We start from the raw sequence: 18,755 nt of genomic DNA, 5'->3' as shown, positions 1-18,755 counted from the left end.
AATATTCTCAATCGAAAAAGTTTTATTTGCCAACTTTTTTTCATTAGGTTTGCAGTCACAAAAAATGTATGTTACAAGGAGAAGAATACTTAGTAAAACTAACTAAACCTAAAAAGATTGTCATTACAACTCATCACAAACCAGATGGTGATGCGTTAGGTTCATCATTAGGTCTATACCATTGGCTTCAAAAAAAAGGACATAATGTTCATGTCGTCTTATCCTCAGACTTCCCTTCTTTTTTAGATTGGATGCCTGGTTTTGAAACGCTTGTGTACTATCCAAATGAACCGGATTATGCAAAAAGGTTAATTGATGAGGCAGAGATTATATTTTGTTTAGATTATAGTTCGTTATCTAGAACAAACATTTTAGAACCTATTATTCGAAAAGCGAGTGCTCAAAAATGGATGATTGATCACCATTTAGATCCGGAAGAGTTCGCAGATGTCGTTTATTGGGATTCAAATACTGCCGCTACTGCGCAATTAGTTTACACGTTTATTGCTGATCTATTTGAGGGCAAAGTTGAAATTGATGCAACCATAGCAACTTGTTTGTATACAGGCATCATGACAGATACAGGATCTTTTCGATTTAGATCCACCACCTCAGCAGTACACCATATTATTGCAAACTTGATTGATGCAGGTGCTAGAAATTGGGAAATTCATGAAAATATATACAATAGCTCTACCGAAAACAGATTGAAATTTTTGGGCTATAGTTTATTAAATCGTCTTGAGGTAATTCCAGAATATAATACCGCTTTCTTTTCCTTGACAAAAGAAGACCTGAAATTGTTTAATGTAAGCACAGGTGATACCGAAGGTCTAGTGAATTACGCGTTATCGATTAAAGGCATACGATTAGCGGGCCTATTTGTTGATAGAACTGAAATAATTAAATTATCTTTACGTTCTATTGGTGACATTCCATGCAATATAATATGTAAAACTTATTTTAATGGTGGAGGACACTTAAATGCTTCAGGAGGAAATTCTACCGAAGAATTAGAAAAAGTAGTGGAGAAATTCAAATCAATTTTACCAGTTTACAAAAATTATTTAACATAAAAAATCAAAACATTATAAATAGAAAAATGAAAAAATCGATTTTAGTATTAACAGCATTAACGGGCCTATTGTTTGCCTCATGCCAAAATTTCAAAAAAGGAGAAGGTGGTCTTGAATATAAGTTCTTTAAAGACAACGGTGGAGAAAAAGCGGTTGGAGGCGATGTTCTAGCAATGGATATTGTTGTTAAAACGGACCGTGACTCAATATTATTGAGTACTTACGACTTAGGATTACCACAAATCGCACCTATCATGCCAGATTCAATGATGCAAGGTGGATACCCTGGAGACAACAATACTATTTTAAAAATGTTGGGTGAAGGGGATAGTGCTACGTTCAAATTAGATCTTGATACCATGGCTGCTAAGACTGGTCAACCAAAACCTGAATTTGCTGATAAGTATATCCAATTTACAATTAAGGTTAAAAAGCTTTTCAAAAAGGGTAATTTAACTGACTCCGTTTTATTTGATCAAGTAAATCAATATTACCTTGCACAAATGGAAGGTTTGAAAAAATCAGAAGAAGGAAAAATTGCTTCTTATGTTGAGAAAAATAAATTACAACCTAAAAAAACAGCTTCAGGATTACAGTATGTAATCAATACAGAAGGTACTGGGGCTAATCCAGTGGTAGGTGATACGGTTGTTTTAAACTATACAGGAGCATTAACCAACGATAAGGTTTTTGACACGAACAATCCTGAATCTGCTAAGAAAAATGATATTTTTAATCCAATGAGACCATATGAACCATTACGTGTTCGTGTTGGACATACACCTGTAATCACGGGGTGGACTGAAGGTCTTCAATTACTAAAAAAAGGTAGTAAAGCTACTTTTATCATCCCTTCCGCTTTAGGGTATGGCGAACGTCAACAGAACAATTCTATTCCTCCATACGCACCATTAGTATTTGAGGTAGAAGTATTAGATATTATAGCTGGACCTAAAGGAGAAACTCCACAGGTTACCCCAGGAGTGGAACCAAACGTTCCTCCCGCTAAATAAATCAAGAGTTATTTTAAATAATCATAAAAAAACGCAGCTTTTATTAAAAAAGTTGCGTTTTTTTATTGCCTAGATATAGATTACCTAACAATATGTTAACTTTAACGCCATGGAAGAGAATTTCACGTTGAAAAGTTACCCGTTGACAGATACTCATACTCATATTTATTATCACGTAGGAACTCCAAACTTACGTGAACAAATGAACCTTTGTTTTGATCAAGGGATTACAAGACTATTTCTACCTAATGTAGATATATCCTCTATTGTACAAGTTATGCAAACTGCTCAGCAGTACCCACAGAACTGCTTTCCTATGTTAGGCCTACATCCGTGTAGTGTCAGCCAAAATTACAAAGAAGATTTACAGCAAATTAGAGCTCACATTGAAGGTTCAAAAATATATGCAATTGGAGAAATCGGAATCGATTTATATTGGGAAAAATCAAACCTTTCTTCGCAACAAGATGCTTTTAGAATTCAAATTCAATGGGCAAAAGATCTAAATCTTCCTATCGTAATACATTGCAGGGAGGCATTTGAAGAAACTTTCGAGATATTAGAAGAAATGAAAGACGAAAAATTATTTGGCATCTTTCATTGTTTTACTGGAAATCTGGAGCAAGCCAATAGAGCTATAAAACTTGGCTTCAAACTGGGTATTGGCGGAGTGGTTACATTTAAGAAAGCTGGACTCGACCATGTCGTAAAGGAAATTTCACTTGAACATATTGTGTTGGAAACGGATTCTCCTTTTTTGGCCCCAAGTCCATTCAGAGGAAAGGAAAATCAAAGTAGCTATCTTATTTATATTGCACAAAAGGTAGCAGATTTACATGAAGTTCCCCTTGAGAAAATCGCGGAAATAACCACTAAAAATTCAGAAAAAATATTTAAGATCTAACCAATGTATAATATTTTTATTATTTACACAGGCGGTACCATAGGCATGGTCAAAAATCCTGAAACCGGCACATTTATACCGTTCGATTTTGAATTAATTGAAAAAAACTTACCAGATCTGAGTAGGCTAAATTATAAGCTAACGGTTCATTCGTTTAAACCCATAATTGATTCATCTAATATGAATCCGACAATTTGGTTGAAAATGGCAGACATTATCAAACAGAATTACGATTTATATGACGGATTTGTTATCCTACATGGATCGGATACTATGGCTTTTTCAGCCTCAATTTTAAGTTTCCTATTAGAAGGGTTAAAAAAACCAGTCATTCTTTCAGGGTCGCAATTACCAATTGGAGAAATTCGAACAGATGCTCGCGAGAATCTCATGACCGCACTTGAAATCGCCTCAGCCAAGAGAAACTCTCGTTCGATCGTTCAAGAAGTTTGTATATTATTTGACAACAAATTATTTAGAGGTAATCGATCGTTCAAGTACAATTCTGATAAGTTTGAAGCATTTCGTTCGCCGAACTATCCCGTTCTTGCAGAGGCAGGTATTCATATACGATATAATGAAGATGTGTTGTTAGACAATACGGATAGTGAATTTATTTGTCACCATCAATTGGACAATCGCGTGGGTGTGTTAAAGCTATTCCCTGGGATCAGTAGTGAAACTATAGGAGCAGTACTAAATTCCAATGTGAGAAGTATAGTGATGGAAACATTTGGCAGTGGGAATACTATGACTGATCAATGGTTCTTAACACTTTTAAAAAACGCTATTGAAAAGGGTAAAAATATATTAGATATCTCCCAATGTAAGGTCGGATCGGTTGAACTTGGACGATATGAAACATCCCAATCTCTTAAAGAGATTGGAGTACTAAATGGTTATGACATGACATTTGAGACAGCGGTAACCAAACTAATGTATCTACAAGGAGAATTAAAGAGTCAATCTGAAGTAGCCTATTGGGTTCAACAGAGTATACGAGGAGAGTTAACTAAAAATGATTAGTCAACAACTCTGCAACGACAAATGTGCTTCCCCCTACAAAGATTAGATCACCCTTATCGTATTCGATTAGGGAAGATTTGAATGCGAAAGAGACGCTTTGATATGCTATGCCATGCAGATCGAATTGTTCAGCTAATTTCTTAAGGTCATCTGCTGGCATTGCTCTGGGCATCTTAGGTGCTACAAAATAGTATTTTGCATCTTTCGGCAACAAAGGTAATATATGAGATAAATCCTTATCTCGCATCGCTCCTATTATTATATGAAGTTTCTCATACTCCAAGGTGTCTAAATTTTGCACGATTGATTTAATCCCATCTTCGTTGTGTCCTGTATCGCATATAACCCATGGATCAAGCTGCAGGGTTTGCCACCTTCCCCGTAATCCAGTTGCGCTTTGGACGTGAGATAAGCCATAGTGGATATCTTCTTGAGTTATAGTATAACCTATTTCCTTTAACTTATCAATACATGTTAATACACCCAATACATTCTTTTGCTGATACGAACCCACTAAATCAACTTTCAAGGTAAATTCAGAGTGATTAACATGCTTAGTAATTTGCATATAAAGACCATCAGATTTTCTTTCTGCTTTTAGTACTTCATACTTATCAGCCGCAAATATTAATTCAGCATTCATTTGCTGAGCCTTATTTTGAAAAACAGAAACTAGCCCCTCTTGTTTTTCAGAAATCACAATTGGAATGCCTTCTTTTATTATGCCCGCCTTCTCTACTGCTATTTTTTCCAGAGTATCACCTAAAATATCCATATGATCAAATCCAATATTACTGATTAAGGAAAGTTCCGGACTGATAATGTTTGTACTATCTAAACGTCCCCCCAGTCCTACTTCAATAACAGCAATATCAACTTTTTCTTGGGCAAAATAATCAAATGCCATTGCGACCGTTACTTCAAAAAAAGAGGGTTGCAACGATTCAATCAGATCTAAGTTGTCATTAACAAAATGGATAACATGCTGTTCGGGAATCATTTGTCCATCTATTCGAATACGCTCTCGAAAATCAACCAAATGAGGGGAAGTATAAAGTGCAGTTTTAAGACCAGATGCAGCCAAAACAGAAGCTAACATATGTGATGATGAGCCTTTACCGTTTGTTCCCGCAATATGAATTGATTTGAATTTGTTTTGGGGATTTCCCAACGATTCACAAAGGATTAGGGCCTTATTTTGGTCAAATTGAATGGCCCGTGCGCCATCGCGAGTAAACATTGGTAATCGAGCAAATAAATACTCGATTACCTCTGCATAAGTTTTCATACGTTTAAAAATTATCTCACACTAAACCTAAAGGTAATCAATCCTGTTTGGGTGTTAGGAGCGTTTGTAAGTGCGTTCAATCGAGCTTTTTCTACTGCTCTAATGCATTTCTCAATCAATCTATAGTCAGCAATTGTTGTTCCTTTAGCTTGTCTAGCACGAACAATATTTCCCAGTTTGTCAACTGTAAATTCAATTTTAACAATACCAGTTTGTTGACCATTATCATCTATTTTTGGGGGTACTGTGAAACGCCGGTTATCTAAAGATAACATTGTATTTCCCGTTCCAGAACCACCTTCACCATAATTACTTGCTAGTGGATCTCCTAAATTGGATCCTTGATTTCCTGCCGTAGAACCCGTACCATCTCCTGTTCCTTTGGCATTATTCTTTTTCCCTTTATAAAGTGCGTTCGGATTAACAGCAGGGGTCGCGTCCTTTTTCTCTGCAGTAGATTGATCGGCGTTCGCTTTCACAGGTTTTTCGTTTTTAGGCACAACAGGGGCATCTTCAAGGTCCTGCGTTGCTACAACTTTATCAGCGACTTGTTGAGAAGGGGTAGGTACTGGAGTTGAGTTTGGATCTATTTTATCTGGTCTGACATTATTTGCGTTTTCATCCATTGAAGGTTCATCCACGCTCATATAATCCTCACCCATTCCTTCAGGCGAAGTACCATAATTCACGATAATTCCACCCATTCCGTATTCAGGAATATTCTGTCCAAAAACAATAAAAAAGCCAATGGCTACCAATACTGCCATAACGATAGATGAAATACCTAAAGCTTTGGGTAGATTGTTCTCTTCTTGATATTGATGATAATACATATTGTATATTCTTCTATTTAGACGGTTCGTTTATTAAAGGTTTAACCGATCTTAAATTTTAATCCTTTTTAGGCTCAGTTGCCAGGACAAGCTTAACTTTCAATCTATTGGCCACATCCATTACTGAAATCACATTTTGAATCGGCACTGTACTATCCGCATATAACATGATAGTAAGTTCTTCTCCTGTTGCCATATTAGATTGGATAAATGGCTCAAGGCCCTCAAGCGCAACAGGCTGTTTATCCACATGATAAACAAGATCACTTGTGATTGAAATCGTCATTGTCTTTTTTGCCACCGACTGTTCCCCAGCGCTTGATTTTGGCAAAAGCAGTTTTACAACCTGCGGGTTAGATACTGCAGATGCCAACAGGAAAAATAACATCAAAAAGAACATGATATCATTCAACGCAGCTGTATGTACTTCTGCAGCGGGTCTGTTTCTTCTATTGCGTAAATTCATTTTAAATTTCTATTCCAATTTATAGATTCAACTCTATAAACTTGGCTCATCCAATAAGTCTATAAATTCAATTGCATCTGTTTCAATACGTAAGATTAAACGCTCTACCATCATATTCAAAATATGATATCCAATATAAGCTAAAATACCTATGGTTAATCCCGAAGCAGAAGTAATCATTTTTACATAAAGCCCACCTGACACACTGCCAATGTCAATACCTCCAGCAATTTCAACCTCTCTAAAGATTTGAATTACACCAAAAATAGTTCCTACAAAGCCAAGCATTGGGGCAATACCAGCAATAATTCCAAGTATATTAATGTTTTTTTCAAGGCGAGACACCTCAAGTTTCCCTTGATTCTCAATAGCACCCTCAATATCCTTAATTGGTCGCCCAACGCGTGTTAAGCCCTTTTGCAACATTCTGGATAGCGCTGAATTGCTAGACCGACATACCGCTAAAGCGGAATCCAATTTACCTGAAAGGACGTTGCTTTTGACTTGGGATAATAATCCACCCTCTGCCTTACCTGCTTTGCGTATAGTAATATAGCGCTCAACAAAAATGACTAATCCTAAAAAGAATAAAAGTAAAATAGGAACCATTATCCAACCACCCTTCATCAGTAATTGTATAAGATTAAGATCTTCCTGAGGAGCTAAAGCTATCGCTTGTTCTTGAATTTGGTTCAATGTATCAACTACTGTTGGGTTCTGTACTAATGACATAATAAATTTTAATATTTTATGCTGTTTTAATTGAATTACTTATTCACTTTTTGATGCCAAGCATCTGAAACATAATGTTTCCTTACATATTTTAAAGCAGAGTCTGCCTCTGCTTTAGTTGTATATGAGTCCCAAATCACCTTCTTCTTGTTATTAGCAAGATTACTGGGTATTACTCTAACGGATTGCAAGCCTGCTTTATTAAAAGATTCCGCTTGCTCATAGGCTTGAGCCAATGTAGCATGTGTTCCAATGACAATTTGATAGGTATGATTCAATGGGATTAATGGACTATATACTTTTTTACCTATTGTATCAGAATTTCCAACCAATTCAATTTGTTTTTCCAAACTATCAGGTTTCAATGAATCAATAACCTCTTCTTGAATGACAACAGGTTTAGAAGTAGTGTCAAGCTCCGATGTCAATTCGATATTTCTCGACCGATTATAATAAAACAAACTTGCAATTATTACAATCGCCACTAAAGCAGCCCAAATATACCAAGAATTTTTGCCTGAAGATCGATCAGGATATTCTGTTTCAATTTGTTCAATAGCAACGGAATCAACATCTAAATCTTGTTCAGTATCTTGATTTTTTAGAGTTTCTCCACTGCTTGTTTGAATGGCGGCGTCATTTTCTTCATTAATATCCTTCCTGGATTCTTGTTCAAGACTTGTCATACGCTGAACTGGACCCATATTAAATCCACTAATATCCTCAGCTTTAAAGACCAAAGAATTTCCGTGCTTAATGAACTGCCCGAGATGATTCAAACTAACAGAACCCGTCTCCCTTATGGAGTCAAACAAAAAGGCTACTTCTTGTCCAACTAAAGCTTCAGCTTCTGCCCTATCTAGTTGATCGGTCTGTTGAACATAATCTAGAAAATCAAAACCTTCAACGGCTTTATTGTCAAATTCCAGATAGGTTAAAGGAGGAAGATAGATACCCTTATCATCATCATATACTGAAGAAGTATGAATACGTTTGAAAACACCTAGACCCGCTACGTATACTTCTTTCCTATTCTTTAATAGTTGATGAATATATTTTCCTAAATCCATTTATTCCTTTACAATTGCAAAGTTAAAGTTTGTAAGTTTAAAACGAGAAATTTATACCACCTAAAATATTAAATCCTAATTTAGGATAATATAAATAGCGTTGATACTCTGTATTAAACATATTATTTGCTTTTACAAAAATACCCAATTGCTTGGTTGCTTTATATTCAGCACCCGCACTTAAATCAAAAAAAGATGGAATTGTTTCTTTCGTATAATCATTAATAATAGTCGTTGGGTTTTCATATTGGTAGTCTCGAGCAAAAGTGTTTCCATGAAATAATGCTTCTGCATCAATGTATAATTTTTCAGAAATATTAAACCTTGCATTTGCCGTCAATCTCATTTTCGGCATATGCCATGCTTCATCTTGATTAACCATGGTATACTGATCAATATTTAATCGTCCACCCAAATTAACTAGGGCAGATAAACGCACATTAATTTCACCTTCCAAACCAATATGTTTTACAGCATCATCTCCAGAGCCATCATAAATAAGATCAAAATTAAAAGGGGTTAACTGATTATTGACAAACAGTGGCATTCCTTCTAATTTCTTATAAAATCCTTTTACTTTATAACCAAAAGTAGCGCCTGCATTTCCTTTAATACCACCATAAATATTCATTCGTTCAACAGTATTTTGAATGGTAGCATTTGGTCCTAAATACGGATTTAAACGTGTAAAATCTCTAAAAGATCCCTTTTCAACACCACCTGTCACTCCTCCAAAAATATAAAAATATTCTGGCACGATCGAAAAATCAATTTCTGCCTCAGGAAATATATTGAATCTTGAGCTATCACCAAATTCAGAAACTATATTAGCTCCTAAAGTAATGTTGTAGTTATTCCCTTTAAAGCGAATATATGGATTAACACGAGCAATAGAATTATTAAGCTTCCCATCTAGTGTGTTTACCCCAGCTAAAGCATTGTAATCCAAATCAACATTCGCTCCAATATTAAAAGCACTCATTCTTTTATTCAGGTAACCTGCTAATGAAATTGAACTTTCCTTTGCATCAAATTTATCTTTATAAGTGTAGGCATCAGCTTTAACGGAATAACTGAAAGCTTTATCGTCCTGAGGGTCATAATTACTCGTTAACTCCCCTGAAAAGTAAATATCATTAAACCGTTGTCCTTCCCTGGTTGGATTCAATGGTGAATTATCTAATGCCATTGGATTCCCATAGAAATTAGTTCCATACCCGTTATATCCAATCAGACCGTTGACCGTAAATAATGGTAATATCCTACGTCCAAATATTCCAACTTCTTGTCTTGAAAATTTTTGATCTTCTAAGTTACCTTTTTGACTTAAATGTTTAACAAAACCACCAAAACGAATATTTTCGTATTCTTCAACTGCAAAATACCCTTCCCCTAGTATGGTATTGAAATTTCCTACACCCAATTTTACATAATTGCTCCTATGATCTACAATTCTAGAGAACGGCGTTTCCATCACTTGTAATTCACTCAATCCTGTATTGATATCCAATTTCTTATCAGGAACATTACCATAGTTTAATTTTGGCATATATTCTCTTTTATTAGACATATCAGGGCTTCGACGAATTTTTACCGCGTCAGCAAGAATAGGTCTATAATCTCGAACTATATCAAAGGAATCCAATGTTACTGGACGATCTACAGTATCAATTCGTTGAGCATTAACACCTGTGCCCAGTCCCAATAACAAGGTTAATATGGTAGATTGTTTTATTATAGTATTCAACTTCATTTTTCCTATTCTTATTTTAATTTTTCCAATAGTTCTTTAGCCTCTTTCAAAATGCCATCGTCATTATTTTCATAATTTTCAATAACACTTTCTAATGTTGATTTGGCTTGGAATTTATCATCTTTTGCATTATATGAATTTGCAACGAGTATAAATCCTTTAGCAACCCAATAATCATAAGAAGAGAATGAATCGGATATGTCAAAGGCGGATTTTATTGCCCCATCATAATTTTTATTTTTAAATTGTTGTTCTGCAACTAAATATCTAGCCTCAGCACCCGTTTCAATTTTCGATTTCAACGCCGCCAAGTTCAATTCTTTCATTGCCTCAGAACCTTTACTTGTTTGTAGATAAGCTTTGGCTGCATATAAATGTGCTTTAGCAATATCTTCTTCCGAGGATTTCTCATATTTCTTCACAATATTGGCATAATTCAAGGTTTCAGCATAATCCCCAATATTGAAATATGAGACTAACAAATTATTGACTGCCCAACCATAATTAACTTTATATTCCGATGTTAATTCTAATTTTTTTAGAACTTGAACTGCTTCGTTATAAGCTTGATTACGTAAGTGCAACTTTGAAACGGATATGAGAGTACGTTCTGTATAAGCAGATGTCCAATCGTTCATAATGATATTGAAATCATGTAAAGCTTGTTCATCGTTCCCTAAATTTGCGTTGCTCTCCGCACGTATAAAACGGGCATGTTTTTCCTGAATTGGTTTAGGGAATTTATCGAAATAAGCGTTCACCGCCTCAACAGAACCTTGCCAATTACCACGATCAAACAAAGTACGTGCTACAGAAAAAGTATGAGCATCCTGTTCAGCGGTACTCAAATCCCCAATATTCGTACTAGTTGCATAACGAATATACCCCGTGGCATCTCCACGATCAAGGAATATGTTTTCAGTAGAAGCTAGAGCCTGTTTTGCCTCATCAGTTGTAGGATATTGATCCACAACTCTTTGGAATGTCGCCAGAGCAGCGTCGCTATCGTCCTTATTATATTGAACTAAACCAATTGTTACCAATGCTCGAGGAACATAAGAACTTCTAGGATACTTATCGACCATCTGCTGCAGACCAAGGATGGCCTCTTCATGTTGTCCCATTAAGAAATAAGTATAAGGCACCTCAAAAGCGACATCATCCGCATAATTTGATTTAGGGTATTTCTCCATCACGGAATGCAATGTTGAAATTTTACCTTGATTATTTCCTTGAAGCCCTAATAATATCCCTTTTTGGAAAAGCGCATAATCCTGACTTTGTGCTCCGATAGAAATTAAACGATCATAATACGAGGCTGCTTTAGCATAATTTTTGATTGCTAAATATGAGTCTGCTGCGCGAGCATAAGCATCATTACGCGTATTCTGATCAATTCCTTCCTTAGATCCTCCTGAAAGAAATCTCTCAAAATAATTCGCAGAAGTACTGTACTTATCTGATCTAAAAGCAGCATAAGCCAAAGCGTAATTTGCATAATGATAAACATCGGTATTCCGTGCGGCTGGCAATTGTAAAAATTTATTAAATGCCGCAACGGCTTCCTTGTATTTCCGAACTTCATACATTGCCTCTGCTTTCCAATAAGTCGCTAAGGCATATATTTGCTCATCATAACGATTTGCCTCAGAACGCATAAACATAGATATTCCATTTTCAAATGCACGTTCATTGTAATATTCTAAACCACGATAAAAGGTAACTTTTTGATAAGCTGCATTTGCTTCTTTACCTCTATTTTTCAAATCCTCTAACACATCGACTGCGGCCCTGTAGTTTTTAGTGCTCAATAAAACCTCAGCCAATAGCGTTTTAGCTTCTTCGTTGCGTTTAGAACGAGGGTACGTTTTGATATATTCTTGTACAGATTCTAATGCCACTTGGTGGAATTCTAAATCGTAAGATAATTTCGCGTAATTAAATAACCCTTCTTCTTTTAATTGAGGATCGAAGTCCAATTTAGATGCTCTAAAAAATGCATTCCTTGCACTTTGTTTATTACCCGTTTTCAAAAAGGCATCTCCCAGAGTAATCATGGCACTTTGAAAATAGGCATCAGGTTCTTCCAATTTTTCTAATTCAGAAATAGCCTTTTGATATTCACCTAACTTATAATTGATATAACCTATTTGGTAACTATCCTGATTATTTTGCGTTTTTTGTTGATCCTGCGATTGAAACCGGTCATAATAATCTTTAGATTTAGCTAAATCACCCTTGATAAAGTAGGTCGCAGCAATAATTCGAAGCATTTCTGTCTCACTTTCTTGTTGGGTGGATTCAAGTTTAGGAAGTGCATATGTAAGCACATCATCATAACGTTTATCAAGAAAATACAGCGCCGTTATATAATAGGGATAGCTATTCTCATACGTTTTTGAACCTTCCAAACGTTCGAATTCATTCAAAGCCGTTTTATATTCTTGATCCAAATAACTTAAATAGGCGTAATAATAAATAGATGCTTCTTGGAAGGGTCCCTTTTGATCTTTAAGGTCAGTGAACACGGGCTTAGAAGATGCATAATCTTTAGCCATAAACTTAGAATAAGCAAGTTTAAACCTATATTCTGTGTTTTCTGCACCAGCAAGATTCTTACTGTCTATTTTTTCAAACCATTCGATTGCTTTAGGATAATCTTTTTTTGCATAATAGGACTTACCGATTTGGAAATAAGCCGCTTTTGAATTTGCACTTGCAGGATAATCTCGAATATATTCTAAAAACCTACTTTCGGCATCAACTTCACCAAGTTCTAAAGCACAAACTGCCTGATAAAACCGAACATTTTCTTTCAACAAACTTAGTTCTTGTGTCTCATCTAATTGTAATGTAGACTTTGCTCTTAACTCTTCAACCTTATCAAATTGCGTTGAAGCAGAACTGAACTTTCCCCTTTCAAACAATTCTAGGCCATTTTTATAAGCTTTATTTACCTCTTGCCAAGCTGAATGTTGTGCCAATACCGGTGTACTTAATAAGCTTAAGGCTATACCTACTTGGTAAATTTTTTTATACATACGATCGAATACTCCTTTAAAATAAATCACTTTCAAAATACTGAATTTGTCATAAGAGTCTAGTCTTATAACACAATCCTCTTCAACTTACGAAATTAAGCCATTAGTTCAATGTTTTCCTCAAAAGTTGTCAACAACTGTTAATAACCATAGTACTTTAACTTATTTTAACATAATTCTTTTGACAACCATTTTCGCGAATAATTCCGCTGAACAAACATTATTAGTTCTGGCCAGAAGGGAACGAAAATCAGACTAATAATTTATTATATGAATAAAAAATAGCAATAAAAAAGTTCGACAAAATCATGTCGAACCCCATTGCAGTAAACTGATCCTTTGTAATTAACCTCGTTGACCAGCTAATAAGTAAAGAACTGCCATTCTAACGGCAACCCCATTTTCCACTTGGTCCAAAATTATAGCATGTTTGCTATCCGCTACATCCGAAGTTATTTCAACCCCTCGGTTAATAGGACCTGGATGCATAATGACAATTTCTTTATCTAAGGAATCCAAAATCTTTTTATTTAATCCATATAGCATAGAGTACTCTCTGAGCGAAGGAAAATAAGATATCTCTTGACGTTCTAGTTGTATCCTCAACATGTTGGCAACATCACACCAGTTTAATGCCTTTTTTAAGTCATGTTCCACAAGAACCCCCAATGAACTAATGTATTTAGGAATCAAAGTTGTGGGGCCACAAACCATTACCTGGGCTCCTTGTTTTTGAAGACATAAGATATTTGAAAGTGCTACACGTGAGTGAAGAATATCACCGATGATGGCCACCTTCTTACCCGCCACATCTCCTAATCTTTCACGTATGGAAAAAGAATCCAGTAAAGCCTGCGTTGGGTGCTCATGTGCTCCATCTCCTGCGTTAATAATCTGTGTATTCACATGTCGGCTTAAAAAAACTCCTGCCCCAGCATATGGATGTCGCATGACAATCATGTCCACTTTCATAGCTAGAATATTATTCACAGTGTCAATTAAAGTTTCTCCCTTACTCACAGAAGATGATGAAGCAGCAAAATTAATGGTGTCCGCTGAAAGTCTTTTTTCTGCCAATTCAAAAGACAAGCGTGTGCGTGTAGAATTCTCAAAGAAAACATTCGCTATGGTAATATCTCTTAACGAAGGGACCTTCTTTATTGGTCGGTTCAAAACCTCTTTAAAGTTAGCCGCAGTATCAAGGATAAGCTGAATATCGTTATTATTTAAATCCTTTATACCTAATAAGTGGCGAGTACTAAGTTTCTCTGATGCTGACATTTGTTAAACAATAAAACTATTCCTATTTTTTTTCGGTAATTAATACGATGCTATCATTATCATCTGCTTCCTTCCAGCTAACAATAACTTTCTGTGAATCAATAGAATCTACCTGGATACCGATGTAATCTGGTTGAATTGGAATCTGCCTTGAAAATCTTCTATCTACTAAAACCAATAACTCAATTCGATTTGCTCGACCAAATGCTTGTACGGCATCCATGGCAGACCGAATTGTTCTTCCAGTCCACAATACATCATCAACCAAGATGACATCTTTTCCTTCAACAATAAAATCTATCTCAGTACTATTGGCCAACAAAGGACTAGAACCCTTCATCCGAAAATCATCCCGATAAAAAGTAATATCTAACATGCCGTTAGGTACCTCTACTCCAATTAGTTCTTTAATTTCTTTAACTAACCTATTTGCTAAAAAGGTTCCCCTTGGTTGAATTCCAATGATTACTGCCTGACTAAAATCACCGTGATTTTCAATTAATTGTTGAGACAATCGCTTGAGCGTAATCTGAAACTTTGGTCCATCTAATAATTTCGATTGTTTCATTTATGGAGTTATTTAGGCAAACTTAAGGCATTTTTTTTAAAAATCGTAATGCATGTTTCTTTTCAAAGCATACAACGAACATAAAAAAAGCAGCTTTTTAAATAAGCTGCTTTTTTTCAATTAATTACTCCCTTGGAATAAACCTTGGTAGGTTCCATAAATTTTATTTACCTCATCGAGCAACTCCTTCTGATTAGAAGAAGTTAGTATTTGTTGATAATTTTGAATTGCTGCTAATCCAAATCTCATATTCCTAATTTCCAGATTGGGTTTTGATTCGGCTATAGCCATATAATAGGCCATATTCTCCCTTAAAAATTTTAAATTACGTTTCGTAATTTCGTTTGCTTTTTCGGTTTCGCCCACTTTATACATGGCATCAATTAAGCCTGTATAGCTAAATACTTCTGACATTAGATAGGCTTTTTTAGGTAAGTTTTCATAGGCATTATTCACTAAAATCTTGGCCTCTGCAGTTTTTCCCATTGTTAATAAATTTTGCGCAGTTTCTCCAAAAATTGTCCCAGCGTACATGCTGATATATCTATAAGAGTCCGGATCCAAATATTCAGAATGAGCTATATTCCCCCAGCTGAATTTAGTTATTATGTTATTAAAAGTGCCCTCAACATCCGTAATTGGTGCAGAAGTTTCTCCTTCAGAAGGTATTGCCACAGGCATTAAGCGCATTGTAAATCCCTCACCAACTAAATACTTATCCAGTCCAATAAAGTTTTCTTCGGGCGTTGTTGTCGTGAAATATACAGGTCGTTTCCAATTGTTATTCGCCAAAATAGCCAATATAGAAAGATCGGCACGGCTCACAATGTTACTGCTATATGTCCATTGCATTGTATCTACAATTGCATCTTCCCATTCTTTAGGAACAACCTTGTTTGCTAGAACGGCCTGCTTATCCACTACATATTGCATATTTTTGGTTGGTAAAACATTCGCCCAATCTCCGCTTTGTAATTGAACCTTATTTTGAGGATCATCTGATAACATGATCTCCATAAGATCCTGTATATCTACAAAACCAGGTACTTTGTAATCATTATAATAAATCACATCTCGAACACCATCCTTAATTTTTTCAGGATCAATATTTATAGGCAGGGCATCTGCATCATTAACTTTATGCATCATTTGTTTCATATACCAATCTGCACTTAATAAACTTAAGTTTACAACACGTACATCCGTACGGAACCCTTCAACCTCTTGTATGTACCATAAAGGATAAGTATCATTATCTCCATAACTAAAAAGTATAGCATTTGGTGCACAAGATTCTAAATAATTCCTAGCCATGTCTTTTGCTAAGAATTTTTCAGATCGATCATGGTCATCCCAGTTTTGACTCGCAAGCAATACTGGTCCGGAAAGAATAGAAAGTGTAGTGGCACCAATTGCTGCTGATTTAGCATTTATTTTTTTAGTTAATAAATCGCTTATCCAAATTACCCCAAGTCCAACCCAAATACAAAAGGCATAAAAAGATCCTGCAAATGCATAATCTCGTTCTCTAGGCTGCATTGGAGTTTGGTTGAGATATAAAACAATGGCCAAGCCTGTGAAAAAGAACAGAAGTGCAACGACGGATGCTTCTCTTTGTTGCTTTTTGAATTGCCATAAAGCCCCCAATATTCCTAGAATCAATGGTAAAAAGAAATAGGTATTCCTTGCTGGATTCTCAAGCTCTGAGCTAGGAAGATTGTTTTGTCCTCCCAAACGGATATTATCAATTGGTTTAATTCCCGAAATCCAATTGCCTTCAGTAAAGGAACCATGCCCTTGCTGATCGTTTTGTCTACCCACAAAGTTCCACATAAAATACCTACTGTACATGTGGCCAATTTGATAGCCGAAGAAAAATTTAATATTATCAACCATTGTCGGTTGATCGGCTGGTCCTAGATTTAAGAAATCGCGGTAAAAAGTTTCATGTTTGTCCGAATAAATCCGAGGAAACAATGTTGAACGGCTCCATTGATAATCGAATTTTTTCTTTGCTACAACATATTTATCAGCGTCTTTACGGTAAATATTTCCTGTTTCAAAGATATCGGTTGGTTTTGCATCAAAATACCGTCCTTTAAAAAGTGGTTCGTCTCCGTATTGTTCTCTATTCAAATAACTTAAAAATGAAAAAGCATTATCCGGATCACTATTATTTAAGGTTGGATTAGCTTTAGAACGAATTGAAATCATAGTAAAGGAACTGTATCCAAAAATAATAAAACACAGGCTTAAAAGGGCGATGTTTAGAATCGGTTTTAATTTTTTTCCAGAATACCAAATACCATAAACTAATGAGCCAATTAATAATACACCAAATACAGCTACACCCGTACCGAAGCCCATTCCAAGTGTATTCACGAAGAATAAATCAAAATATGCAGCGAATTTAACGATATATTGAATCACTCCCCAAAGAACTACCCCTAAAATCGCAACCCCAATTAATAAAGTTTTAATAACTCCTTTTGAGGTAACTTTAGGACTCCTTTTAAAATAAATAACCAATGCAATAGCGGGGATTACCAATAAGTTCAATAAATGCACACCTATAGAAAGTCCCATTACATATGCAATCAGTATTAGCCATCGATCAGCACCCGGTTCATCAGCCCTTATCTCCCATTTTAAGATTGCCCAAAATACAACAGCTGTACATAATGAAGACATAGCGTATACCTCAGATTCAACCGCTGAAAACCAAAAAGTATCCGAAAATGTATAAGCCAAAGCCCCAACAAGTCCAGCGCCAAAGATGTTTATCATTGCTGTTTTTGGGATTTCAATACCGTTTGAAACCTTTGCATATGTTTTGCGGGCTAAAGCAGTTATTGTCCAGAACAAAAATGTAATGGTTAATCCACTACAAACCGCGGAGCCAACATTCATCCAATAGGCTATTCGAGAATTATCACCGAATGCAAAATTTGAAAACAAATTTTGGATCATTAAAAATAAGGGAGCTCCTGGCTGATGCACAATTTGCATCTTATAAGCTGAAGCGATAAATTCACCAGTATCCCACCAGCTGGTCGTTTTCTCTAAGGTCAATATGTAAGTCAAGGTGGCGATAATTCCACACACCCAACCTAACAGATTATTGATTTTGTTATAGTTCATACTTAATAATAGAAAGTTTTCTAAAAATCTGCTTCGAAAATAAGGATTCCGATTTATAAATAAACAAATTGTTTCCATTAAATAAGAAAAACATCGCTCAATTCACTTAATGGTACTAAACACAATTTAAACGAAAAAAAATATTCAATTGAAAATCAGTATATTTAATAAATTTCCTAAATATTTATTTGTAGATAAGAAAAACCGGTGTATATTTGCATCGTCAAAAGGGAATAACCTTGACGACAATCATAAAAGATTGCCCAATAGTATAATGGTAGTACGACAGTTTTTGGTGCTGTTTGTCTTGGTTCGAATCCAGGTTGGGCAACTTCAAAAAAAAGAAAAGACTGAGTTATTCAGTCTTTTCTTTTTTTTGAATTAGTCGTCCCAATATCTTAAGATGAATCACTTTAGGGGGAAAAAAAAGGAAAGTTTTAAACAATGAAATTACCATAAAATCTTAATTAACAAGATTTTACAAATCACCAAGTAATATCAGATCAACATCCCTTATAAATGTGAATATTAAATACCTACCTATCAATGTATCTAATTTTAAA

14 protein-coding genes and 1 tRNA gene are annotated in these 18,755 nt (G+C 35.4%); 5 read left to right on the top strand and 10 right to left on the bottom strand.

What is annotated here, in order from left to right; translation table 11 throughout:
• Positions 1 to 68: 68 nt before the first annotated feature.
• The 4 genes from AC6CHH_RS07280 (at position 69) to AC6CHH_RS07265 (ending at position 4,019) form a co-directional block, all read left to right on the top strand.
• On the top strand, positions 69 to 1,076 hold the full coding sequence (locus tag AC6CHH_RS07280; RefSeq protein ID WP_498281296.1) for a DHH family phosphoesterase: 1,008 nt from the start codon (positions 69 to 71) through the stop codon (positions 1,074 to 1,076).
• A gap of 26 nt (positions 1,077 to 1,102) precedes the next feature.
• Entirely contained in the window at positions 1,103 to 2,089 is a 987-nt protein-coding gene (locus tag AC6CHH_RS07275) for an FKBP-type peptidyl-prolyl cis-trans isomerase (protein ID WP_498281293.1), read from the top strand.
• Between the two features lie 109 nt (positions 2,090 to 2,198).
• The gene (locus tag AC6CHH_RS07270; RefSeq protein ID WP_498281291.1) at positions 2,199 to 2,993 is read left to right on the top strand and encodes a TatD family hydrolase; all 795 of its coding nucleotides are present in this window, start codon (positions 2,199 to 2,201) and stop codon (positions 2,991 to 2,993) included.
• Positions 2,994 to 2,996: 3 nt separating this feature from the next.
• Positions 2,997 to 4,019 (top strand): type I asparaginase, encoded by a 1,023-nt coding sequence (locus AC6CHH_RS07265; RefSeq protein WP_498281289.1) that lies wholly within the window; start codon positions 2,997 to 2,999, stop codon positions 4,017 to 4,019.
• Here AC6CHH_RS07265 and AC6CHH_RS07260 read toward each other — a convergent pair.
• The 10 genes from AC6CHH_RS07260 to AC6CHH_RS07215 form a co-directional block, all read right to left on the bottom strand.
• A complete protein-coding gene (locus AC6CHH_RS07260; RefSeq protein ID WP_498281287.1) occupies positions 4,006 to 5,307 on the bottom strand; it encodes a bifunctional folylpolyglutamate synthase/dihydrofolate synthase in 1,302 nt (433 codons plus the stop codon). The genes AC6CHH_RS07265 and AC6CHH_RS07260 overlap by 14 nt on opposite strands.
• Positions 5,308 to 5,318: 11 nt before the next feature.
• Positions 5,319 to 6,140, bottom strand: a complete 822-nt coding sequence (locus tag AC6CHH_RS07255) for an energy transducer TonB (protein WP_498281285.1) — start codon at positions 6,138 to 6,140, stop codon at positions 5,319 to 5,321.
• A gap of 58 nt (positions 6,141 to 6,198) precedes the next feature.
• A complete protein-coding gene (locus tag AC6CHH_RS07250) occupies positions 6,199 to 6,606 on the bottom strand; it encodes an ExbD/TolR family protein (RefSeq protein ID WP_498281283.1) in 408 nt (135 codons plus the stop codon).
• A 33-nt stretch (positions 6,607 to 6,639) separates the two neighbouring features.
• Positions 6,640 to 7,338: a MotA/TolQ/ExbB proton channel family protein gene (locus AC6CHH_RS07245; protein WP_498281281.1), complete on the bottom strand. Its 699-nt coding sequence runs from the start codon at positions 7,336 to 7,338 to the stop codon at positions 6,640 to 6,642.
• A 35-nt stretch (positions 7,339 to 7,373) separates the two neighbouring features.
• The gene (locus AC6CHH_RS07240; protein ID WP_498281279.1) at positions 7,374 to 8,408 is read right to left on the bottom strand and encodes an HU domain-containing protein; all 1,035 of its coding nucleotides are present in this window, start codon (positions 8,406 to 8,408) and stop codon (positions 7,374 to 7,376) included.
• Positions 8,409 to 8,445: 37 nt separating this feature from the next.
• The gene (locus tag AC6CHH_RS07235; protein WP_498281277.1) at positions 8,446 to 10,161 is read right to left on the bottom strand and encodes a TonB-dependent receptor; all 1,716 of its coding nucleotides are present in this window, start codon (positions 10,159 to 10,161) and stop codon (positions 8,446 to 8,448) included.
• A gap of 11 nt (positions 10,162 to 10,172) precedes the next feature.
• Positions 10,173 to 13,202, bottom strand: a complete 3,030-nt coding sequence (locus AC6CHH_RS07230; protein ID WP_498281275.1) for a tetratricopeptide repeat protein — start codon at positions 13,200 to 13,202, stop codon at positions 10,173 to 10,175.
• A 345-nt stretch (positions 13,203 to 13,547) separates the two neighbouring features.
• Positions 13,548 to 14,483, bottom strand: coding sequence for an aspartate carbamoyltransferase catalytic subunit (locus AC6CHH_RS07225; RefSeq protein ID WP_498281273.1), 936 nt, complete (start codon positions 14,481 to 14,483; stop codon positions 13,548 to 13,550).
• A 22-nt stretch (positions 14,484 to 14,505) separates the two neighbouring features.
• Positions 14,506 to 15,051 carry a bifunctional pyr operon transcriptional regulator/uracil phosphoribosyltransferase PyrR gene (gene pyrR, locus AC6CHH_RS07220; RefSeq protein ID WP_498281271.1) on the bottom strand — a complete coding sequence of 182 codons (546 nt, stop codon included), beginning with the start codon at positions 15,049 to 15,051 and terminating at the stop codon, positions 14,506 to 14,508.
• 120 nt (positions 15,052 to 15,171) lie between these two features.
• Positions 15,172 to 18,192, bottom strand: coding sequence for a glycosyltransferase family 117 protein (locus AC6CHH_RS07215; protein WP_498281269.1), 3,021 nt, complete (start codon positions 18,190 to 18,192; stop codon positions 15,172 to 15,174).
• 260 nt (positions 18,193 to 18,452) lie between these two features.
• On the opposite strand from AC6CHH_RS07215, the gene AC6CHH_RS07210 reads away from it, so the two are divergent.
• Positions 18,453 to 18,523 (top strand) — tRNA-Gln (locus AC6CHH_RS07210).
• Positions 18,524 to 18,755 lie beyond the last annotated feature (232 nt).

This window comes from Sphingobacterium sp. GQ94, from assembly GCF_059758715.1.
This window is presented reverse-complemented; position numbering and strand designations above follow the sequence as displayed.